Consider the following 22,952-nt stretch of genomic DNA (forward strand, 5'->3'; position numbering starts at 1 on the left):
CTTGTCAGTCCATCAGAAATCCCTATACTGCGCCACCACTGAGACGGCAAAGCGGCAACGCAGACGGCTCAGCAGGGAGTGAAGAAATTCATCCCGCCGGAGAAAAACGCTGAAAAAAACGTTTGACTCTGAAGGAGGAAAGCGTAATATACGCCACCTCGCAACAGCAGCTTAAGGCGCTGATTGCACCGCTCTTTAACAATTTATCAGACAATCTGTGTGGGCACTCGCAGGATTGATATCAGCGTCTCCGGACGTAAAAAATATCAAGTCTCACGAGTGAACACATAATGAAATTCATTATGACGTTTTACAGATGAGCATCGCTGCACTTGTTGCAGCAAATCAAACTTTAAATTGAAGAGTTTGATCATGGCTCAGATTGAACGCTGGCGGCAGGCCTAACACATGCAAGTCGAACGGTAGCACAGAGAGCTTGCTCTTGGGTGACGAGTGGCGGACGGGTGAGTAATGTCTGGGAAACTGCCCGATGGAGGGGGATAACTACTGGAAACGGTAGCTAATACCGCATAACGTCTTCGGACCAAAGTGGGGGACCTTCGGGCCTCACACCATCGGATGTGCCCAGATGGGATTAGCTAGTAGGTGGGGTAATGGCTCACCTAGGCGACGATCCCTAGCTGGTCTGAGAGGATGACCAGCCACACTGGAACTGAGACACGGTCCAGACTCCTACGGGAGGCAGCAGTGGGGAATATTGCACAATGGGCGCAAGCCTGATGCAGCCATGCCGCGTGTATGAAGAAGGCCTTCGGGTTGTAAAGTACTTTCAGCGGGGAGGAAGGCGTTAAGGTTAATAACCTTGGCGATTGACGTTACCCGCAGAAGAAGCACCGGCTAACTCCGTGCCAGCAGCCGCGGTAATACGGAGGGTGCAAGCGTTAATCGGAATTACTGGGCGTAAAGCGCACGCAGGCGGTCTGTCAAGTCGGATGTGAAATCCCCGGGCTTAACCTGGGAACTGCATTCGAAACTGGCAGGCTAGAGTCTTGTAGAGGGGGGTAGAATTCCAGGTGTAGCGGTGAAATGCGTAGAGATCTGGAGGAATACCGGTGGCGAAGGCGGCCCCCTGGACAAAGACTGACGCTCAGGTGCGAAAGCGTGGGGAGCAAACAGGATTAGATACCCTGGTAGTCCACGCCGTAAACGATGTCGACTTGGAGGTTGTGCCCTTGAGGCGTGGCTTCCGGAGCTAACGCGTTAAGTCGACCGCCTGGGGAGTACGGCCGCAAGGTTAAAACTCAAATGAATTGACGGGGGCCCGCACAAGCGGTGGAGCATGTGGTTTAATTCGATGCAACGCGAAGAACCTTACCTACTCTTGACATCCAGCGAATTCGGTAGAGATACCTTAGTGCCTTCGGGAACGCTGAGACAGGTGCTGCATGGCTGTCGTCAGCTCGTGTTGTGAAATGTTGGGTTAAGTCCCGCAACGAGCGCAACCCTTATCCTTTGTTGCCAGCGGTTCGGCCGGGAACTCAAAGGAGACTGCCAGTGATAAACTGGAGGAAGGTGGGGATGACGTCAAGTCATCATGGCCCTTACGAGTAGGGCTACACACGTGCTACAATGGCGCATACAAAGAGAAGCGACCTCGCGAGAGCAAGCGGACCTCATAAAGTGCGTCGTAGTCCGGATTGGAGTCTGCAACTCGACTCCATGAAGTCGGAATCGCTAGTAATCGTAGATCAGAATGCTACGGTGAATACGTTCCCGGGCCTTGTACACACCGCCCGTCACACCATGGGAGTGGGTTGCAAAAGAAGTAGGTAGCTTAACCTTCGGGAGGGCGCTTACCACTTTGTGATTCATGACTGGGGTGAAGTCGTAACAAGGTAACCGTAGGGGAACCTGCGGTTGGATCACCTCCTTACCTGAAGATACCTTCCCGCGCAGTGCTCACACAGATTGTCTGATAGAAAAGTAACGAGCAGAAAAAACCTCTACAGGCTTGTAGCTCAGGTGGTTAGAGCGCACCCCTGATAAGGGTGAGGTCGGTGGTTCAAGTCCACTCAGGCCTACCAAATTTCTTCTCATGCTGCGTTAAAGCGCCGCTCGTATAGCTCACTATACGTCGCGACCCTTTTACTTGCCTGAAAAGAAATTACCGTTTGAAAAAGCGGAACTCCTGGTGAGTGGTAGTAGTGGTCTCTGCAGTAACTGTATGGGGCTATAGCTCAGCTGGGAGAGCGCCTGCCTTGCACGCAGGAGGTCAGCGGTTCGATCCCGCTTAGCTCCACCATTACAGTGACTCAAAACAATACTTCAGAGCGTACCGGCAACGGTGTGCTGCGAAGTATTATGCTCTTTAACAATCCGGAACAAGCTGAAAATTGAAACGACACGTCGCGTTCATTCTCCGTAATAAGAATGAATAAACGATGTGTTCGAGTCTCTCAAATGCTTGCAGTCTGCATGCGTTGTAAAACGCCTGTGGGTTGTGAGGTTAAGCGACTAAGCGTACACGGTGGATGCCCTGGCAGTCAGAGGCGATGAAGGACGTGCTAATCTGCGTAAAGCGTCGGTAAGGTGATATGAACCGCTACAGCCGACGATGTCCGAATGGGGAAACCCGGTGCACTCTGTGCATCATCGCAACATGAATACATAGTGTTGCGAGGCGAACCTGGGGAACTGAAACATCTAAGTACCCAGAGGAAAAGAAATCAACCGAGATTCCCCCAGTAGCGGCGAGCGAACGGGGAGCAGCCCAGAACCTGAATCAGTTTGTGCATTAGTGGAAGCGTCTGGAAAGTCGCAGGGTACAGGGTGATACTCCCGTACACAAAAATGCACTTACTGTGAGTTCGAAGAGTAGGGCGGGACACGTGGTATCCTGTCTGAATATGGGGGGACCATCCTCCAAGGCTAAATACTCCTGACTGACCGATAGTGAACCAGTACCGTGAGGGAAAGGCGAAAAGAACCCCGGCGAGGGGAGTGAAACAGAACCTGAAACCGTGTACGTACAAGCAGTGGGAGCCTGATTTGTCAGGTGACTGCGTACCTTTTGTATAATGGGTCAGCGACTTATATTCTGTAGCAAGGTTAACCGTATAGGGGAGCCGCAGGGAAACCGAGTCTTAACTGGGCGTTAAGTTGCAGGGTATAGACCCGAAACCCGGTGATCTAGCCATGGGCAGGTTGAAGGTTGGGTAACACTAACTGGAGGACCGAACCGACTAATGTTGAAAAATTAGCGGATGACTTGTGGCTGGGGGTGAAAGGCCAATCAAACCGGGAGATAGCTGGTTCTCCCCGAAAGCTATTTAGGTAGCGCCTCGTGAACTCATCTCCGGGGGTAGAGCACTGTTTCGGCTAGGGGGCCATCCCGGCTTACCAACCCGATGCAAACTGCGAATACCGGAGAATGTTATCACGGGAGACACACGGCGGGTGCTAACGTCCGTCGTGAAGAGGGAAACAACCCAGACCGCCAGCTAAGGTCCCAAAGTCATGGTTAAGTGGGAAACGATGTGGGAAGGCACAGACAGCCAGGATGTTGGCTTAGAAGCAGCCATCATTTAAAGAAAGCGTAATAGCTCACTGGTCGAGTCGGCCTGCGCGGAAGATGTAACGGGGCTAAACCATGCACCGAAGCTGCGGCAGCGACACTATGTGTTGTTGGGTAGGGGAGCGTTCTGTAAGCCGTTGAAGGTGAACTGTGAGGTTTGCTGGAGGTATCAGAAGTGCGAATGCTGACATAAGTAACGATAAAGCGGGTGAAAAGCCCGCTCGCCGGAAGACCAAGGGTTCCTGTTCAACGTTAATCGGAGCAGGGTGAGTCGACCCCTAAGGCGAGGCTGAAAAGCGTAGTCGATGGGAAGCAGGTTAATATTCCTGCACTTGGTGTTACTGCGAAGGGGGGACGGAGAAGGCTAGGTTATCCGGGCGACGGTTGTCCCGGTTTAAGCATGTAGGCGGAGAGTTTAGGTAAATCCGGACTCTTTTTAACGCTGAGGTGTGATGACGAGTCACTACGGTGGTGAAGTAACTGATGCCCTGCTTCCAGGAAAAGCCTCTAAGCTCCAGGTAACACGAAATCGTACCCCAAACCGACACAGGTGGTCAGGTAGAGAATACCAAGGCGCTTGAGAGAACTCGGGTGAAGGAACTAGGCAAAATGGTGCCGTAACTTCGGGAGAAGGCACGCTGGCGCGTAGGTGAAGGGACTTGCTCCCCGAGCTGAAGCCAGTCGAAGATACCAGCTGGCTGCAACTGTTTATTAAAAACACAGCACTGTGCAAACACGAAAGTGGACGTATACGGTGTGACGCCTGCCCGGTGCCGGAAGGTTAATTGATGGGGTTATCCGCAAGGAGAAGCTCTTGATCGAAGCCCCGGTAAACGGCGGCCGTAACTATAACGGTCCTAAGGTAGCGAAATTCCTTGTCGGGTAAGTTCCGACCTGCACGAATGGCGTAATGATGGCCAGGCTGTCTCCACCCGAGACTCAGTGAAATTGAAATCGCTGTGAAGATGCAGTGTACCCGCGGCAAGACGGAAAGACCCCGTGAACCTTTACTATAGCTTGACACTGAACATTGAGCCTTGATGTGTAGGATAGGTGGGAGGCTTTGAAGCGTGGACGCCAGTCTGCGTGGAGCCAACCTTGAAATACCACCCTTTAATGTTTGATGTTCTAACGTAGGCCCGTGATCCGGGCTGCGGACAGTGTCTGGTGGGTAGTTTGACTGGGGCGGTCTCCTCCCAAAGAGTAACGGAGGAGCACGAAGGTTGGCTAATCCTGGTCGGACATCAGGAGGTTAGTGCAATGGCATAAGCCAGCTTGACTGCGAGAGTGACGGCTCGAGCAGGTGCGAAAGCAGGTCATAGTGATCCGGTGGTTCTGAATGGAAGGGCCATCGCTCAACGGATAAAAGGTACTCCGGGGATAACAGGCTGATACCGCCCAAGAGTTCATATCGACGGCGGTGTTTGGCACCTCGATGTCGGCTCATCACATCCTGGGGCTGAAGTAGGTCCCAAGGGTACGGCTGTTCGCCGTTTAAAGTGGTACGCGAGCTGGGTTTAGAACGTCGTGAGACAGTTCGGTCCCTATCTGCCGTGGGCGCTGGAGAATTGAGGGGGGTTGCTCCTAGTACGAGAGGACCGGAGTGAACGCACCACTGGTGTTCGGGTTGTCATGCCAATGGCATTGCCCGGTAGCTAAGTGCGGAAAAGATAAGTGCTGAAAGCATCTAAGCACGAAACTTGCCCCGAGATGAGTTCTCCCTGACTCCCAGAGAGTCCTGAAGGGACGTTGAAGACGACGACGTTGATAGGCCGGATGTGTAAGTGCAGCGATGCATTGAGCTAACCGGTACTAATGACCCGTGAGGCTTAACCTTACAACGCCAGAGGCGTTTTTGAGAGACGCAACAGATTTTCAGCTTTGTTCGAACGGATTGGTTCGCGTGGTGACTTTTGTCACGGCGTGAATAACAGAATTTGCCTGGCGGCTTTAGCGCGGTGGTCCCACCTGACCCCATGCCGAACTCAGAAGTGAAACGCCGTAGCGCCGATGGTAGTGTGGGGTCTCCCCATGCGAGAGTAGGGAACTGCCAGGCATCAAACAAGTGAAGAAACCCTGAACGCAAGTTCAGGGTTTTTTTCCGTCTGTAGCCAGGGGATAGTCCAGGTTTTTCTTACGTCTGTAGCCAGGAGATTTTACGTCTGAAATTCAGCCAGTCCTGCAAACACCTCCCCGCTTAGGGGCCTTTTTCAGCCAGTTTTCGATAAAACCAGCAACCTTAACCGGCTGATTATTTCGATAAAATCAGCAACCTTAACCGGCTGATTAATATCAGGAAGAGGCCGGTCGATCGTTGATTTCTCATTGCTGGCCAGCGCAATCACATATTCATCCAGTAAATCAGCTAATTCACCTTTGACACCACGCCGCCACAGCGCGATTTTGGCTACAGACTCACCTTCAAAGCCTTCAACCAGTACTGAAACATCGCCCTGATTTCACCCCAAAATCCCTCACTAATCACAAATTAGCACCTTCAACGTCATCCAATTCCCGAAACCGCCCAACACGTGCTTTACTGAATCCTTTGGCATTAATTTATCGCAAGGAAATGAGGTAAGACATGACCGACTCACTACAACAAAAAGTGGCACCATCTGAATCAACGATAAACAGCAAACAGCGCATCTGGGCGATTGTGGGCGCATCATCAGGCAATCTGGTCGAATGGTTCGACTTTTACGTTTACTCCTTTTTCTCACTCTATTTCGCGCATGTATTCTTCCCCGCAGGTGATACCACCACGCAGTTACTGCAAACCGCAGGCGTATTCGCCGCTGGATTTTTGATGCGTCCGATTGGTGGCTGGTTATTTGGCTATATAGCCGATCGCCATGGACGTAAAAACTCAATGCTGATTTCTGTCTGCATGATGTGTTTAGGATCCCTGGTGATCGCTTGCCTGCCAGGATACGGCGAAATTGGCGTGGCGGCACCAGTGATCCTGCTGCTGGCGCGTATGTTTCAAGGGTTGTCAGTGGGCGGAGAGTATGGCACCAGCGCCACTTATATGAGTGAAGTCGCTTTAGAAGGGCGTAAAGGTTTTTATGCTTCATTCCAGTACGTGACACTGATTGGCGGCCAGCTGTTAGCCGTGCTCACCGTAGTGGTGCTGCAACAGATCCTCAGCGACGAAGCGTTGCGCAACTGGGGCTGGCGCATCCCCTTCTTCCTCGGTGCCGTGCTGGCCGTTGTCGCACTGTGGCTGCGTCGCTCACTGAATGAAACCTCCGAGAAAAAGAATCGTGAACATAAAGATGCGGGCAGCGTTATGGGTTTGCTGCGCAATCACTCACGCGCGTTTCTGATGGTATTGGGCTTTACTGCCGGCGGTTCACTGAGCTTCTATACCTTCACCACCTATATGCAAAAGTATCTGGTCAATACGGCGGGGATGGATGCACGCAGCGCCAGTGGATTGATGACAGCCGCATTATTCGTCTTCATGCTGATTCAGCCGATCGTCGGGGCGCTGTCAGATAAGATCGGTCGTCGATCTTCGATGATGATCTTTGGTGCGGGGGCAGCGATCTGTACCGTACCGATCCTGATGATGCTGCAAAATGTGCAGAGCAGTTGGGCTGCATTTGCGCTGATTATGCTGGCGCTGATTATCACCAGTTTCTATACCGCTATCAGCGGCATTCTAAAAGCGGAAATGTTCCCACCAGAAGTGCGCGCGCTTGGCGTTGGCTTATCTTATGCGGTGGCTAATGCGATCTTTGGTGGTTCGGCCGAGTATGTCGCTTTACTGCTGAAGAAAGAGGGGATTGAAACCAGTTTCTTCTGGTATGTGTCGGCGATGGGGGCATTGGCCTTCGTTATTTCCCTGATGCTCCATCGCAAAGGGAAGGGCATTACACTGTGATTATTGACTTAAATTCCACAAGGCAACGCCAGTGGCCGCTCCCGCCACGTCATAGCTAAGATCTTTCCAACTCCAGCCGCTCCCCGAAGAGCGGCTGTCATATAACTCTTTTCCTACGCCAAAACTCAGCGAGAACAAAAAGCCAAAACGTAAATTTTGTCCACGGCTTTGATGCTGGTGTTGGGAGATTTCGCTGCCGGCAGCGGCTAGCACGGCAGAAGAGAAGAAGTGTTCGGCTTTGTCTTTACCGGTCCAGTTATCTTGTGCCACATGCGCACATCCACTACAAAGTAAAACTACGCAGAGGATGAGCGCACGCATCGGCTAGAGTAAGCGACTGATAAGACGGTCAATACGGATACGGCGTAGACGACGGATTAGCTTACGTACTTTCGCCGGATAGTCAGAAATACTCTCTAATTCGCGGAAGTGCTGAACCGTCGTGGTATGTTCACGAATCAACGCCAGCTCTTTCTCGCGCTGTTCTGCCAGCTCATTCTTAGGATCGTGGATCAGCACCGCATTTTCCAAATCCAGTCGCCAGGCGCGCGGATTAAGGTTATTGCCGGTAATCATCATCCACTCGTCATCCACCCAAATACCTTTCAGGTGATAACTGTTTTCGCCATCTTTCCACAGACGCACGGTCAACTGGCCGTTATTGACGTAATACTGCAAACGGCTCAGAAAGCGTCGCAGGTTGATCTCATACAAATAGGGCAGTGCGCCGATGATTTTAAACGGCTGCTCAGGCGGGATGTAGAAATCATTGGCAGTTTTATCGCCCACGATGATCTCCACCTCTTTACCCTGACGCAGCAGATGAATCAGATTACGCACCAGGATCGCAGGCAGGTTGAAGTAAGGCGTGCACAGCGTAAGTTTACGCTCGGCGCACGGCATCAAATGGAAGATGGTTTTATTGAGCAGACTGCGTTTGCCAAGGCCCACCAGCGGCGTGACCGCCAGTGACTCATTGTCAGCATTCCCCGCGAACTGGTAATTAAAACTGCGCAAATCCTGGCGGAACTGGCGTGTTTCGTTCTTAATTTCAGGGCTGGATGGACGCTCAGTCTGGTCAAGGCGATTAACCGCATCGGACTGCTTGAGATTTTCGCAAATCCACGCGTACATGGTGTCCGCCAATTGTGGATTACGGATTAACTGATAGCGATCATAGCGATATTTATCATGCTGATGCAGATAAACATCATTCAGGCTGGCGCCGCTGTACAGCAAGGTGTCATCAATGATGAAGCCTTTCAAATGCAGTACGCCAAGTGCTTCACGCGTGTTAACGGGAATGCCATACACTGGAATAGCGATATCGGGATGCTGTGCTGCCATCTCGCAGTACCAGTCCGCGTTGGTCAGTCCACGAGCGGCGCCAATTCGGCCACGCTGCGCGCGATGCCAATCCACCAGAATACTGATATCCAGCTCCGGACGTGCCTGACGCGCAGCATAGAGCGCCTGCATGATGCCACGCCCGCCGTCGTCGTTCTCGAGATAGAGCGCGGCGATACAGATGCGTTTTTCAGCCGCAGCGATTTTCGTCAGCAGGGTCTCACGGAACTCGGCAGGCGAGTAAAGCGTGGTCACATCCGACACGGATTGTGACAGTTTAGGCAGCTGTGCGAGGTGTTGTTGGTGTTTATTACGTTTAAATTTAGACAACATCACAGTGCACTTCTTCTCTGTTCATTGCATGGCCTTTTGCCATCAAATCATGATCCTAACGGTAAATAATAACACCAACCGGCCTGATAAGGAGGATTTTTACCTTTCTGTACAGGATATCATCACGCCTCACCGAGCGGTAAATTCAGGCTGACAATGCCATCATCCAATTGAATATTAACACGAAAATTCAGTTTTCGTGCCAGCGTAATCATGCCGGTGTTGTGTGGCATGGTGATACCGTTCAATTGTTGCAGACCATGATCGCGCGTATAGCGGATCATCTTTTCCAGCAGTCGTCTGCCCATCCCGAGTCCTTTCAGATCGGAGCGCACCAGCACCGAAAACTCCGCATCAATGTTATCGGCATCCGAGATCGCACGCGTCACACCAACAATCTCGTCATTCCCGTCGTGCTGTCGTACAGCAACAATGGCCATCTCTCGGTCATAGTCGATTTGGGTCATGTTGGCGAGATCCTCATGCGTGAACTCATTGATCTCACTGAAATAACGATAATAGAGATCTTCCTTCGTTACCTGAGCGATAAACGCGCGCAGTTGCGGTTCATCTTCCGGCAGGATCGGGCGGAACAGGCAATGTTGTCCATCTTTCAACTGCACCTGCTCTTCAAGGTGGTGTGGATAAGGGCGAATCGCCAGGCGTGCTTCGTTATGACCGGTAAATGGCGCGAGCTGCAGTGTGACATCCAGCAAGGTGAATTCATTCACGGAGGCCAGCAGCGGATGGATATCCAGCCGCTGGATCTCCGGGCAATCCACCACCAGGTTAGAAACCTGCACCAGAAGCTGGCTCAATCCCGCAATATCCAGTGGACGCAACGCACTGCGACTGCGCACTTTGCCGCTCTTCATCGCCTGAATCACCAGGTAACGCGCTAGCGTCATATTCAACGGGGGTAATGCCACTGCAGCCTGCTTATCCGGTTGCCACTCCACTCCGCCTTCACCCAGCATGATAATCGGACCAAACAACGGATCTTGTTCCACCACCACGCGTAATTCTTGTGCGCCGGCACGGTTTGCCATGCTTTGCACCAGTAAGCCATCGATACGCGCTTGTGGATGTGTATTGCGCACACGATCAAAAATCGCCTCAGCGGCCAGCTCAACTTCCGCAGCGCTGCGCAGATAAAGCATTACCCCCTGAACTTCAGACTTGTGTGGTATATCCGGTGAACGCAGCTTGAGTGCCACGGGGTAGCCAATCTGGTCGGCAATGCTGGCCGCTTCGCGACTGTCACTCGCAATCCAGGTCGGCAGCGTTGCTAATCCATAGGCTTGTAGCACCGGCTGGACTTCGTGGGTATCCAGAGTGTTAATATCCTGATCCAGCGCTTGTTGAATCAACTGGTGCGCCTGCGCGCTGTTTTGCGTCAGGCCGATCGGCAAGGCGGGTGTTTCACGCAGTTGTTTTTGGTTACGGCGATACTCTACCTGATGCATAAATGCGGTTACGGTACCTTCCGGTGTGCGCCAGGTGGGGATTCCGGCCTGAGTGAAAGCACGACGAGCGGCTTGTGACGAGTATTCGCCACACCAGTTAGTGAGCAGTGTTACCTGCTTGCCGCGAGGATGTTTAGCCACGGCCGCGATAATTTGTTCGGCCGTTTCACTGGCGGGAGACACGGCGCTCGGGGCATGGATAATCATTAATGCATCGAGTTCATGGCTATCCAGTAGTTGTTCTATGCAGGCAACATAGCGCGCTGGTGTGGCATCGTCCTTGAGATCCAGCGGATTACCGCGCCCAACGCCTTCCGGTAACAACGTGGCCAGGGCTTGTAAGGTCTCATTACTCAGCGTAGCCAGCTTTCCATTACGCGCGTACAGCTCATCCAGTGCTAAGGCTGCGGGGGCTGCGCCGTTGCTGATGATCATCAAACGATCACCGCGCAAGGGGCGCATATGGCTCAACGATTCCACCGCTGAAAACAGTTCATGCGTATCCTGTACGCGCAGCAAACCGGCACGCTGAATCGCGGCATCCCATGCGGCATCCAGCCCGCTAAGTGTGCCAATCATCGCTTGTGCCTGATGGCTGCGACCGCTTTTGATCACCAGAATCGGTTTATTGCGTGAGGCGCTACGAGAGGCCGAAACAAAACGGCGCGCATCACTGAGATGCTCTAAATAGAGCAAAATAGCGCTGGTTTTGCCGTCACGCGCCAGGAAATCCAGCAAATCATCAACATCAATATCCAGACTGTCGCCCAAAGCGATAAACCAGGAGAAGCCGAGATTGCGCTGCTGAGCCCAATCAAGAATGGTGTTGGAGACCGCCGCGGATTGAGAAATAAAGGCAATGCGTCCTTTTGCGATCGGCACCGGCGAGAAGCTGGCGTTCAATCCTTGCCAGGGGGCCAGCAATCCCAGACTGTTCGGGCCGAGCAGGCGAATTTGCCACTGGCTGGCACAGGCTTTCAATTCTTCCAACTGACTGGCGGGTGCGGAGAGAATGATGCAGGCTTTGCAGCCTTTTTCTCCCAACTGCTGCAGCAGTTCCAGATTGCGTTTGGCATGAGTACAGATAATGGCGAGATCGGGCGCGAACGGCAGGCTGGCAATATCCGGCCAGGCCAGCACACCGCTCACGGCTTTATACTTCGGCGTGACCGGTAGCACCGGACCGCTAAATCCGCCTGCCAGCAAATTACGCATCATAAAGTAGCCGGCGCGCCCCGGTGTAACTGACGCACCAATCACCGCGATTGATTTAGGTCGTAACAGTGCTTCCAGTCCGCGTTGGCTCATCATCCGCTCCCGACATCAAGATTGGCATGATTGTAAACGCTTTTTACTCTGCTTGCCGACTCGCCGATCGCAGGCTGAGGATCTCTTTAAGGTTCCAGCGCTTTAAATGGCCGATGTACTGCATATTCTGCTCGCTATGCCATGCTGAGATATCTCCATCACGCAGATGCATGAGATCAGCCGGACTGACCCAGCTCGCTTGTCCCTGAAGTAGCTCGACGCCTGCATGGCGATATCCTGCGATGACGAATTCTGAGCAGAAGAAGCGATTGGCTTGAGGATCGTCAACGTCGGCGAGTTGCACGCGCGCTAATGCAGTGAGACAGGCACTGCGTAGATTTTCATGCATCAGCGGCAGCTCGCAGACGCGGCGCGAAACCATAAACGGCATGAACATCACGATACCTTTGAAATTGTATTTTTTGCCTTGTTGCTGGTGGGCAAATTCGCGCAACAGCGAGCTTTGGTCTTGAGTGAGGCTGGGCACGCGTAGCACCAACAAGTTATTACTCTCCTCAATGGCCTGTTGCAGCGGAATGATTTTGACACCACTGCCCACGGCTTCCGCCACTAGTCGATCACCCAGATAGATTGCAGCATGGCTGACACCGCTGAAGCTGATCAGGCGAATGCCCCAGGATTGAGGCGAGGTGGCGGAGGAGAGCAGCAAATCACCGGGCTGCAATTCAGCAACGCTAATGATGCCACCTGGGCGTGTGCTAACGGATTGTAACTGCAGTGGGTAAGGGCGGTCAGTTTGCGGGGCCGTGCTGCAGCCCGCTATCAGCAGCACAACAAGCCACCAGACTTTCATAGCGCATCATCCTTATGTTGGGAGCCAACTCCATGGCGATGTGCGACTATAAATCAAACGGACAAGTTAAAAAATCAGGCGATCCCTACAGCACGCTTTCCTGATAGTGCACCGGATGATGCGGCTTGCCTGCCAGATAAGCGTGACGGAAATGCTCAAAATGCTGCTGTAACGCGCTTGCTGCCTCAACATCTCCCGCCTGTTCCAGCAGCGCGGCGGCCACTTCAGCGGTACAGTGCTGGCCCTCGCCGTGCGCTTCCCGCAGCGTGTAGCGCGACGGTGTGGAAACGTTGAGTGACATCACCGGGAACGCATCCAGCCAGGGGCTTTTGCGGAACATCTTGCGGGCTTCGGTCCAGGTGCCATCCAGCATAATAAATAGCGGTGGTTTGCCGGTGAGCGGAGGTGTGGTGAGCACTTCCCTGCCTGCATCGGCATACGAGCCCGGAAACACCACCAGTGGCTGATACTCGTCAGTTTTCACTGCGGCGAGCATCGCGTCATCAGGTTCGGTGCGTGACCAGCCAAACGCCAGCGTATCAGGCAGGATATCGGCGATCAGGCGTCCGGTATTACTGGGTTTCATTGGCTCGGTATCGAACATCACCAGACAAAAACGGCTGCGTGCTTGCTGCGGCTGCAGGGTGGCACACAGGCAATTTTTTTGTGGCAGCAGGCAACGCTGGCAGCGCAACACGCGATTGCCACGGGCAAGAAACGGGCGCGTAGCGCGTGCTAAACGTTGCGCACGTAAGCGCAGAACGGCATTTTCAGACATAGAATCGCAGGCAGGAAAAAACGCCAGTTTAATAGAAGGCTAATGGCAAGGCCAGCACAGGGGCTGGCCTGAGGTGCTTAAAGTGATTCGTCGAGCCACTCATTAAACGGCGCTTTGGGCATTGCTCCGTTTAACATGTCGACCATCTCACCCTTTTTGAACACCATAATGGTCGGGATACTGCGGATGCGGAAGCGTGAGCTAAGTGCCGGTTCGGCTTCCGTGTTCACTTTCACAAAGCGCACTTTACCGCGGCGTTCGTCAGCGACATCCTTAAAAACAGGCGCGAAGTTCACGCACGGTCCGCACCACGGTGCCCAGAAGTCGATCACCACGGGCAGATCGTCCTGCAAATATTTATCCAGCGTGGCTGCGGTAGCATTCACGACTTCACCATTGAAAAGCTCGTCGCCACAGCGACCACACTTGGCGCCATCGGCAATACGTTCCTCGGGAACGCGGTTAGTTGCCTGACAGGAGGCACATACAGTATTCATCGTCACCTCAAACCGGACCTGTAAATGTTATGATTGCCGAACATTATGAAAAGGTTGAGTGCTATGCTCAATCTGGATTACCCAATAGGTTCAATAGTTGATAGCTAAGCTCCAGCACATCAGGTAATCTTCGCGCTCTCAATGCAGGAGGAACAAATGAACGACGAATTTAAAGGCAAAAGCGGCAAGGTAAAAGTGATGTATGTACGTGATGAGGATGCAGGCCAAAAGCCCAATCCCCGTACCGGCAAAGGCGGCCGTCCTGCTGCGCGCCAGGAAGATAATCGTCGTTCTGGTCCTCGTACTGCACGTAATAATGAAGAAGGTGGCCGCAGCAGTGCAGGTGGTCGCGGAACGCCAGCGCGTGATGCACGCAACAGCGAGCGCGGTCGCAGCTTTGGCCGTCGTGACGATCGTGGCGATGACAACCGCAGCTTCGGTGATTCACCGTGGCGCACCGTTTCACGCCCACCGGTAGCGGACGATAGCCAGATTGATGAGGCCGCGAGCAACAAGCCGGTCATCGACCCCGAGCAGATTCGCCGTCAGCGTCAGGAAGAGACGCGCGTTTACGGTGAAAATGCCTGCCAGGCGCTGTTTGCCAGCCGTCCAGAGAGTATCGTGCGTGCCTGGTTTATCCAGAGCGTGACGCCACGCTTCCGCGAAACGCTGCGCTGGTTAGCGGCCAATCGTAAAGCCTACCACGTGGTGGATGATGCCGAGCTGACTAAGGCTTCAGGCACCGAACACCACGGCGGCGTGTGCTTCATCATCAAGAAGCGTATGGGCATGGAAGTCTCTGAGTGGCTGAAAAAAGCGGATACTAAGGATTGCGTGCTGGCGCTGGAAGATGTTAGCAACCCGCACAACCTCGGTGGCATCATGCGTAGCTGCGCGCACTTCGGCGTGAAAGGTTTGCTGGTTAACGATGCTTCACTGCTGGAGTCTGGCGCCGCTGTGCGCACGGCCGAGGGCGGTGCTGAGCATGTGCAGGCCATCAGTGGTGAAAGTTTTGCCAGCGGTCTGGAAGCTTTCCGCAAAGCGGGTTACACCATTGTGACGACTTCAAGCCATGAAGGCACGCCGCTGGCGAAAGCTGAGCTGCCAGCCAAAATGGTTCTGGTACTGGGCCAGGAGCGTGAAGGTCTGTCCGACAGCGCCTTCCAGCAGGGTGATATCAGCCTGTCGATTGGCGGTACCGGCAACGTCGAGAGTCTTAACGTCTCCGTTGCGACTGGCATTCTGCTTGCCGAATGGTGGCGCCAGAACGCATAAATGAAAACGGGCCGAAAGGCCCGTTTTTGTTTCTATCCTTTAGTGCGCACCACCGCCACCGCCCGCACCAAATGGCGGACGTGCAAACCACACCAGAACCAGCAAGATCAAAAATACTCCCGCTGATGCCCAGAAGATCTCATTCGCTGAGATAATCAGGCCCTGATTGGTAATTTGCTGTGCAATGTAGGCTGAAGCTTGCTGCTGCGTCATGCCCAAGCTTTGCAGTTGGTCATACATCTGCTGCGAATTCGGATTGAAGGGATTCACCGATTCCGACAGGTAGCTGTGGTGCATCGATTCACGATCCGTCCACATGGTGGTGGTGATCGACGTACCGATTGAACCGGCCAGCGTACGCACAAAGTTCGACAGGCTCGATGCTGCTGCCATACGCTCTGGCGGCAAGCCTGACAGCGTAATGGTGGTCAGTGGCATAAAGAAGCAGGCCACGGCAAAGCCCTGAATAAACTGCGGCCATGCCGACGCACCAAAATCCATCCCCGGCTCAAACGTATACGCGCGCCAGTAGAAACAGACGGCGTACATGATAAAGCTGAAGGTCACCAGCCGCCGCATGTCCAGCTTGTGGGCAAAGCGACCAATGATCGGCGACAGGATGACCGGAATGATGCCGACCGGCGCTGACGCCAAACCTGCCCAGGTGGCGGTGTAGCCGTATACCTCCTGCAGCAACTGGGGCAGCAACACGATCGAGCCGAAGTAAAGCATGTAAGCCAGACTGATCGACAAACAGCCGATGGTGAAGTTGCGCTTTTTAAACAGCGACAAATCGACAATCGGATGGTCGTCCGTTAGCTCCCACACCAACAGCACCGCCAGCGCCACCACGGCGACTACCGTGAGTACAATGATCTCCGTGGAGCCAAACCAGTCGAGTTCTTTACCCCGGTCGAGCATCACCTGCAGCGAACCAATCCCCACCACCAACAGCACCAGGCCGACGATATCAATCGGTCGGATTTCGGTTTTGGTTTCGCGTCCTCGCAGGGTTTGCAGAGTCAGCGCGACGACGACTACACCAATCGGAACGTTGATAAAGAAGATCCAACCCCAGTGGTAGTTATCACTGATCCAGCCGCCTAAAATCGGGCCGCAGATCGGGGCCACGATCACCGTCATCGCCCACAGCGAGAGCGCCACGCTGCGCTTGGCTGGCGGGTAGTTGTTCAGTAGCAAACTTTGCGACAGTGGAATCAACGGACCGGCGACCACACCCTGGATGATACGGAAGAAGATCAGCATCTCCAGACTCTCTGACATGCCGCAGGCCCATGAGGCCAGCACAAACAGAATGGTCGACCAGGTAAATAGCTTCACTTCACCGATACGTTTGGCTAACCAACCGGTAATCGGTATCGAGATGGCGTTTGCCACCCCGAATGAGGTAATCACCCAGGTGCCCTGTGAGTTCGAGGCACCAAGGTTACCGGCGATCGTCGGGATCGCCACGTTAGCAATGGTGGAGTCGAGAACCTGCATAAACGTCGCCAGGGATAAGGCGATGGTCATCAGGACTAACGGCGCACCTTCAAGCGGTTTTTGTGCCATCACAGCCTCCCGCGGAATTAATCGGCGTTGGCACGAACGATATCAGTAATCAGCTTGTTAACCGGCGCGAGGTCGATTGCCAATGCGTTACTTTCATACGCCGCTTGTGGACGCACGCTACTGGCCAGTGTGGCACCGTCTTTGTTTTGGGTATCCACTTTGACTAAGGTGGAGAGACCAATACGCAGTGGATGTTCAGCCACCTGTTGCGGGTCCAGCTCAATACGCACCGGTAAACGCTGAACCACTTTGATCCAGTTACCTGTCGCATTCTGTGCCGGCAGCAGAGAGAAGGCGCTACCCGTGCCCATATCCAGGCCGACAACTTTACCGTGATACTCCACGTCATCACCGTAAATATCACTGACCACGGTCGCAGGCTGACCGATGCGCACGCCGGAAAGCTGCGTTTCTTTGAAGTTGGCATCAATCCACAAATTAGTGGCAGGCACTACCGCCAGCAGCGGCGTGCTGGTGGAGATCTGCGAACCGACCTGAACACTACGACGTGAAATATAGCCATCCATTGGACTACGGATATCGGTACGCTGCAGCGCCAGCCAGGCATCACGCAATTCAGCCGCGCTTTGTTTGACGGCGGGTTGCTGTTCCAGATCGGTATTCAGGATCATCGCCTGATTCGCGTTGTACTGCTGCACGGCGACATCAAGTTGCGCTTTCGCCGTGGCCACGGCATCACGTGAGTGTTGCAGTTCTTCACGACCAATCAGGTTTGACGCACCCAGCGGCTCACGACGTTTCAGATCGGCTTCAGCCTGATCCAGAGCGGTCTGTTGCAGCTTGATGGTGGCCTGATACTGCTTGCCGTTGATCATCAATTGATGCGTCTGGCGGACGCTGGTGGCCAGTGCAGTCTGCGCTTTTTCAAACGCCTGCTCCGCATCGGTTTTATCCAGCGACACCAGAATGTCGCCTTTTTTCACGAAGTCAGTGTCATCGAACCAGACTTTATTCACGCTGCCGGAAACCTGTGCCATCACCTGCACCTGGTTACCTGCCACATAGGCGTCATCGGTTTCCTGGAAATGGCGCAGCACCAAATACCAGTAAGCCAGATACGCCACCCCAATCAATACAAACACGATAGCCAGCAGGATCAGCACACCTTTGCGCTTCTTCTTTTTATTCGCTGGCTGTTGCGGGCTTTGCGCTTCCGCGGTCGCACTCATGTTGTTCTCCACGTTTTCCATTTAGCCGGGCTGTGTTGATCCTTCAACACGGTTTCCCGAGTCGAAAAAGCCAGCGTATGAGACGCTGGCCGGATAAAAGGGGATTAAAATAGCGATTTCGGAAGGTGATTGTGTCGCACTTCTTGCTATTAGCGCGACAGGGAAGCGATAACCTGGTCTTCATCCATTTTATCAAGACGGTTAAGCAGCTTACGCGTAATCGCTTCCAGCTGATCCTGCTCGGATGTTGAGAGCGAAGACCACAGGTACTGCAGGCTCTGATGCTGTGGCGGCAGCAGCTGACGTAAGAATTCGTTACCTTTTTCTGTCAGGTGCAGATGCAGGCAGCGACGGTCATTATCGCTCTCGCGGCGCTCAATCCAGCCACGTTTTTCCAGCTCATCAGCAATACGTGTTGCATTAGTACGTGAGGAACCCAGCGCAGAACTCAGTTCAGAAGGCTGGATGCTCTGGTTTTCTTGCGCATCAAGTGTGATCAGCGCCATGAATAAGGTCTCATTAATTCCCTGCGCCTTCAACATCTTGTTGCGGTTATCCAGCAGTTTTCCCTGCATATGCATGCACAGACGAGTCAGGATGATTTCCTGCAACGGAAAATCTTTATGGCGGTTAGCACGGATGTTCAGCATCTGTTCAATGGGAGTAAACGAACTTTCCATTTTAAAAAAAACCTCTTAGTTGCAACTGGTATAGTAAGGATGGTGACAGATTAAGCGTAGTCATATTTTCCGCCAGTGATTGTTCGCACGATCACATTGTCAACATCTGGCGTTCCAGGTCGTTCCATAACCTTGGGCAGTTCGCCCTGACAATTTGCCACGCTGGATGGTTAGATTGTCATCAATTCGCATCATGAAATATTTTTAAGAAAAAATAATTTCGAGAGAAAAAATAACTCTGGTGAATAACTGTGCTGCTAACCATAACAAACTCAATCATCAATGAATAGTCTCACTCACGTGATTGGGTGGGTCTTTACGCTTTCTAAACACTTTCGCTGCGGATATTACATCACCAAATCAATGGGTTAATTAACTAAATTGTAACATTTACGGTATCAATACCGTACCAGTTAAAATGATGAATTGCATTCGTTGAGAGGATCTAACCTCAGATAGTGCAGAGATGCGTCTCGGCTTAGCCATATTCACAGCGGAAGAAAAACGAAGATAATCATTTGTGGTTAATAGTAACCCAAAAAATTATTTCAATGGTGTGTTAATTGACAGGACGTACCAGTGCGCTATAACGCACTAAATGTGCGGGGATGGTGGAGAAGAGCGACCAAAAGGCCGCTCTATAAGGGAAAGAGGATTACTTCGCCGCAGCCTGTGCGTCAGAAACCCACTTATCAAACTCGGCCTGATGGCCTTTGATCCAGCCGTCTACGTGGCTGTTAATGTCGGCTTCAGACGCGTGGCCCGCATGCATCGCCGCATTCTCCGCATTGATATCAGCCAGCGGCAGCTTCATTTCCGCAAACAGTTTTGCCGCCGCCGGGTTTTTCTCAGCCCAGGCTTTGTTAGCCACGATATGCATGGTGTTGACCGGGAAGCCATAGTTCATGCCGTTAGGCAGTTTGGTATCCACTTTGCTCTGCGCGCCCGGCATGGATGAGAACGGCACCTGCAGCCACACTACATCTTTGCCCGGTTTTAGCACATCACTTACCCAGTAAGGCGTCCAGGTATAATAAAGAATCGGTTTACCCTGTTTGAAGCGGGTAATGGTGTCGGCAATCATCGCCGAGTAGTTGCCCTGGTTGTGCTCAACGGTGTTGCTCAGTTTGAAGGCATCAATCTGGTGGTTAATCACCGCTTCACAGCCCCAGCCTGGTGTACAGCCGGTGAGGTCGGCTTTGCCATCTCCGTTGGTATCAAACAGCTTGGCGATCTTAGGATCTTTTAGCTGTTCAAGATTGGTGATGTGATACTGATCCGCTGTTTTCTTGTCGATCAAATAGCCTTGTGCCGCGCCGGTCACGTAAGTGCCCTCACGGTAGAATTTCTGATCGCCACCGGCAGCGGCGTACATGTCATCATGCAGTGGTTTCCAGTTGGTGGCGATAAAGGTGGCATCACCCGCCGCGATGGTGGTGTAAGCCACGTTGTAATCCACTTCGCTAGGCTTATCGACGGTGTAGCCCAGTTTTTCCAGCGCACGGCTCACCAGCAGCGTCTGGAAAGTCTCTTCGGAAATATTGCTCTGAGCGGGTTTAACCGTAATGCCTTTACCGGGCAGGTCGGCGGCGGACACGTGGGTTGCGGCAAACGTCGTCAGGACGGCGGCGAATAGAGCTGTCTTGCGCATAGTCATTCCTTATTTTACGTGTAGCGTCGGAGACGGACGGCCACGGCGGGCCGTCCAAAGAAATCAGACTTTTTTACTGAAGGGGCGTAATAGCAAGCCAACGGGGCCGGTGTTATACCAGTGGCGACTACCACGGCTGCGGCTGTCACGGCCAACAGATTGTGTCAGGCGGTCAAGAATAATCGCGAGGATAACGATACCGACACCGCCAACACTGGCGAGGCCCATATCCAGGCGACCAATACCGCGCAGGACCATCTGACCAAGACCGCCAACAGCGATCATCGAGGCGATCACCACCATCGACAGTGCCAGCATCAGTGTCTGGTTGACACCCGCCATGATGGTTGGCATCGCCAGCGGCAACTGCACTTTAAACAGCATCTGGCGGGGGCTGGCACCAAAGGACTCGCTGGCTTCAATAAGATCAGCGGGCACCTGTTTAATGCCAAGAATGGTCAGACGGACAATCGGCGGCAACGCAAAGATAATGGTCACCACCACACCAGGCACGTTACCGATACCGAACAGCATCACAATTGGCACCAGGTATACAAAGGCGGGTGTGGTCTGCATCGCATCCAGTAATGGTCGCACAATTCTCGCCGCACGCTCACTGCGCGCCAGCCAGATACCGAGCGGTAATCCAATGATGATGCAGAACAGTAGGGCGGTCAGCACCAGCGCCAGCGTCACCATCGCTTGCGACCAGGCGCCGATCATGCCGATCAGCACCAGTGAAATCAGCGTGGCAATACCCATCGCCGGGCTGGCAATCTGCCAGGCGATCAGCGCAAACAACGCAATCGCAACGGGTGCAGGCAACCCCATCAACAGATTCTGGAAGGCACTGAGGATATAATCCACTGGCACACGAATGCCCTGGAACACCGGGCGGAAATGGTTCACTACCCAATCGATGCCTTCCGTCACCCAACGATCCAGCGGGATCATGGTGTTGTGGAAGGGGTCCATAATATTGAAATGTTCAGGTTTCGGCGCCGGCGCGCTGCTTAGCCAGTCGCTGCTACTGGCCGCCGAGGAGGCCGCATCATGACCTGCACTGGAGGCGGCATCATGGCCTGCACTGGAGGTGGCATCCGAGCCGGTGCTGGAGGCATTGCCCCAGGCATCAGTAGAACCTGAACTGGCACTGCTATCCGCCGGGGCAGCACTCCCGCCCCAGGGATCGCTACTGCTGGCCGCCGCACTCGAATCTGTTGTAGCAGGTTGCGGCGTGGTCTGGCTGGCGCTGTCCCACGGATTGCTGGTTTGTTCACTCATGACTGGGCTCCTTCACGATCTAAAGCGCGCAATAGCATGCTTTTGGAAATAATACCGACGTACTGATTCTCCTCGCCTACCACCGGCACCGCGCAGGGCGCTTGGGCAACGTGGGAAAGCAAATCGTTCAGTGAGGTATCCGCAGGAACCGCTAACGGCGTCTCAAGCAGGGCGCTATCCAGACCTTCACCCGCGGCCAGTGCTGCTTTAAGTGAATCGGTTGAAACCACGCCGACAAATTTCTGTTTCTCCAGCACATAGCCAAATTCGCGGTCCTCATCCTGCAGCAGTTTGATGGCGGATCGCGGGCCAAAACCGGCCGCTTTACGAATCAGTGCGCCAGCGCTACGACGGGCGATATCCTTAGCGCTAAACACATGGCTGATATCGACACCCCGGAAGAAGGTGCGCACATAATCGTTCGCGGGATTATTCAGAATCTCATCCGGCGTGCCGACCTGAACGACTTCGCCGCCCTGCATGATGGCGATGCGATCGCCAATACGCATCGCTTCGTCGAGATCGTGAGAGATAAACACGATGGTACGCTGATGTTTCGCCTGCAGTTTCACCAACTCATCCTGCATTTCAGTGCGGATAAGCGGATCGAGGGCGGAGAAGGCTTCATCCATCAATAATATATCGGGATTGATTGCCAGCGCGCGGGCTAATCCGACGCGTTGACGCATACCACCAGAGAGTTCATCCGGGTAGGCGTGGGCATAATTATCCAGTCCCACCTGACGCAATGCTTCCAGCGCTTTTTCCTGACGTTCCTGTAACGCCACGCCCGCTAATTCCATGCCGAAGGCGGTATTATTGAGAACCGTCATATGGGGCATTAATGCGAAGGATTGGAATACCATGCTGATCTTATTTCTGCGCACTTCACGCAGTTCAGCATCCGATATTTTCGCAATATTGACACCGTCAATGATCACCTGGCCGCGAGTGGGCTCGATCAGACGATTGAGAAGGCGAACCATGGTGGATTTCCCTGAACCGGAGAGCCCCATGATGACGAAGATCTCGCCTTCTTCAATGGCCAGACTGGCATCTTTTACGCCGACTGAGAGACCGGTTTTCGCCAGAATCGTCTCTTTGCTTTCGCCTTTCTCAATCAGCTTAAATGCCTTTTCGGGGTGATCCCCAAATACCTTATATAAATTCTTTACTTCGAGTTTAATTGCCATGCAGTAATTAATTTCCCGGTTAAATGTTTAGCTATTTCTTGTAATGATCTCGATTAAATTTAAGCGCCCTATAACCTAGCATAGTGAGAATATCTGACAACCCTTGGTGCGGATATTTGGTTGAGCGAGCGTGCGCAGAT

Annotated in this window: 15 protein-coding genes, 2 tRNA genes and 3 rRNA genes; 7 read left to right on the top strand and 13 right to left on the bottom strand. The window is 53.2% G+C overall.

Going from position 1 to position 22,952, the window contains the following annotated elements; translation table 11 throughout:
* Positions 1–354: 354 nt before the first annotated feature.
* The 5 genes from LH22_RS07180 (at position 355) to rrf (ending at position 5,591) form a co-directional block, all read left to right on the top strand.
* Positions 355–1,894, top strand: a 16S ribosomal RNA gene (locus tag LH22_RS07180).
* A 74-nt stretch (positions 1,895–1,968) separates the two neighbouring features.
* A tRNA-Ile gene (locus LH22_RS07185) sits at positions 1,969–2,045 on the top strand.
* A gap of 142 nt (positions 2,046–2,187) precedes the next feature.
* Positions 2,188–2,263 (top strand) — tRNA-Ala (locus tag LH22_RS07190).
* 202 nt (positions 2,264–2,465) lie between these two features.
* Positions 2,466–5,372 (top strand): 23S ribosomal RNA (locus tag LH22_RS07195).
* Between the two features lie 103 nt (positions 5,373–5,475).
* Positions 5,476–5,591, top strand: a 5S ribosomal RNA gene (gene rrf / locus LH22_RS07200).
* The 16S, 23S and 5S rRNA genes sit together here with 2 tRNA genes alongside, the layout of an rRNA operon.
* Positions 5,592–5,745: 154 nt before the next feature.
* Here rrf and LH22_RS20970 read toward each other — a convergent pair.
* Positions 5,746–5,880, bottom strand: coding sequence for a hypothetical protein (locus tag LH22_RS20970; RefSeq protein WP_255530348.1), 135 nt, complete (start codon positions 5,878–5,880; stop codon positions 5,746–5,748).
* A gap of 239 nt (positions 5,881–6,119) precedes the next feature.
* On the opposite strand from LH22_RS20970, the gene LH22_RS07205 reads away from it, so the two are divergent.
* Positions 6,120–7,424, top strand: a complete 1,305-nt coding sequence (locus tag LH22_RS07205; protein ID WP_038645254.1) for an MFS family transporter — start codon at positions 6,120–6,122, stop codon at positions 7,422–7,424.
* Here the strand turns inward: LH22_RS07205 and LH22_RS07210 are convergent, their stop codons facing one another.
* The 6 genes from LH22_RS07210 to trxC all read right to left on the bottom strand — a co-directional run bounded on the left by LH22_RS07210 (position 7,425) and on the right by trxC (position 13,967).
* On the bottom strand, positions 7,425–7,745 hold the full coding sequence (locus LH22_RS07210) for a YfiM family lipoprotein (protein WP_038645257.1): 321 nt from the start codon (positions 7,743–7,745) through the stop codon (positions 7,425–7,427).
* A 3-nt stretch (positions 7,746–7,748) separates the two neighbouring features.
* Positions 7,749–9,104: a CDP-diacylglycerol--serine O-phosphatidyltransferase gene (gene pssA / locus LH22_RS07215; protein ID WP_038645259.1), complete on the bottom strand. Its 1,356-nt coding sequence runs from the start codon at positions 9,102–9,104 to the stop codon at positions 7,749–7,751.
* Between the two features lie 122 nt (positions 9,105–9,226).
* Positions 9,227–11,878 (bottom strand): bifunctional acetate--CoA ligase family protein/GNAT family N-acetyltransferase, encoded by a 2,652-nt coding sequence (locus tag LH22_RS07220; protein ID WP_038645261.1) that lies wholly within the window; start codon positions 11,876–11,878, stop codon positions 9,227–9,229.
* A 43-nt stretch (positions 11,879–11,921) separates the two neighbouring features.
* The gene (locus LH22_RS07225; protein ID WP_038645263.1) at positions 11,922–12,692 is read right to left on the bottom strand and encodes a YaeF family permuted papain-like enzyme; all 771 of its coding nucleotides are present in this window, start codon (positions 12,690–12,692) and stop codon (positions 11,922–11,924) included.
* 85 nt (positions 12,693–12,777) lie between these two features.
* The gene (locus tag LH22_RS07230) at positions 12,778–13,470 is read right to left on the bottom strand and encodes a tRNA-uridine aminocarboxypropyltransferase (protein WP_038645265.1); all 693 of its coding nucleotides are present in this window, start codon (positions 13,468–13,470) and stop codon (positions 12,778–12,780) included.
* Between the two features lie 77 nt (positions 13,471–13,547).
* Entirely contained in the window at positions 13,548–13,967 is a 420-nt protein-coding gene (trxC, locus tag LH22_RS07235) for a thioredoxin TrxC (protein WP_038645267.1), read from the bottom strand.
* Between the two features lie 156 nt (positions 13,968–14,123).
* Between trxC and LH22_RS07240 the strand changes: the two genes are divergently transcribed.
* The gene (locus tag LH22_RS07240) at positions 14,124–15,242 is read left to right on the top strand and encodes a tRNA/rRNA methyltransferase (protein ID WP_038645269.1); all 1,119 of its coding nucleotides are present in this window, start codon (positions 14,124–14,126) and stop codon (positions 15,240–15,242) included.
* 39 nt (positions 15,243–15,281) lie between these two features.
* Here the strand turns inward: LH22_RS07240 and emrB are convergent, their stop codons facing one another.
* The 6 genes from emrB to proV form a co-directional block, all read right to left on the bottom strand.
* The gene (gene emrB / locus LH22_RS07245; RefSeq protein WP_156102779.1) at positions 15,282–16,817 is read right to left on the bottom strand and encodes a multidrug efflux MFS transporter permease subunit EmrB; all 1,536 of its coding nucleotides are present in this window, start codon (positions 16,815–16,817) and stop codon (positions 15,282–15,284) included.
* Between the two features lie 14 nt (positions 16,818–16,831).
* Positions 16,832–18,004: a multidrug efflux MFS transporter periplasmic adaptor subunit EmrA gene (emrA, locus tag LH22_RS07250; protein WP_038649923.1), complete on the bottom strand. Its 1,173-nt coding sequence runs from the start codon at positions 18,002–18,004 to the stop codon at positions 16,832–16,834.
* 149 nt (positions 18,005–18,153) lie between these two features.
* The gene (gene mprA, locus LH22_RS07255) at positions 18,154–18,684 is read right to left on the bottom strand and encodes a transcriptional repressor MprA (RefSeq protein ID WP_034825472.1); all 531 of its coding nucleotides are present in this window, start codon (positions 18,682–18,684) and stop codon (positions 18,154–18,156) included.
* Between the two features lie 655 nt (positions 18,685–19,339).
* Positions 19,340–20,335 (bottom strand): glycine betaine/L-proline ABC transporter substrate-binding protein ProX, encoded by a 996-nt coding sequence (gene proX, locus LH22_RS07260; protein ID WP_038645275.1) that lies wholly within the window; start codon positions 20,333–20,335, stop codon positions 19,340–19,342.
* Positions 20,336–20,398: 63 nt separating this feature from the next.
* Complete coding sequence (proW, locus tag LH22_RS07265; RefSeq protein WP_038645277.1) at positions 20,399–21,619, bottom strand: glycine betaine/L-proline ABC transporter permease ProW; 1,221 nt, start codon at positions 21,617–21,619, stop codon at positions 20,399–20,401.
* A complete protein-coding gene (gene proV, locus LH22_RS07270; RefSeq protein ID WP_038645278.1) occupies positions 21,616–22,812 on the bottom strand; it encodes a glycine betaine/L-proline ABC transporter ATP-binding protein ProV in 1,197 nt (398 codons plus the stop codon). The genes proW and proV overlap by 4 nt, the downstream gene beginning before the upstream one ends.
* Between the last annotated feature and the right edge of the window lie 140 nt (positions 22,813–22,952).

This window comes from Pantoea rwandensis (assembly GCF_000759475.1).
Classification (GTDB): Bacteria; Pseudomonadota; Gammaproteobacteria; order Enterobacterales; family Enterobacteriaceae; genus Pantoea; species Pantoea rwandensis_B.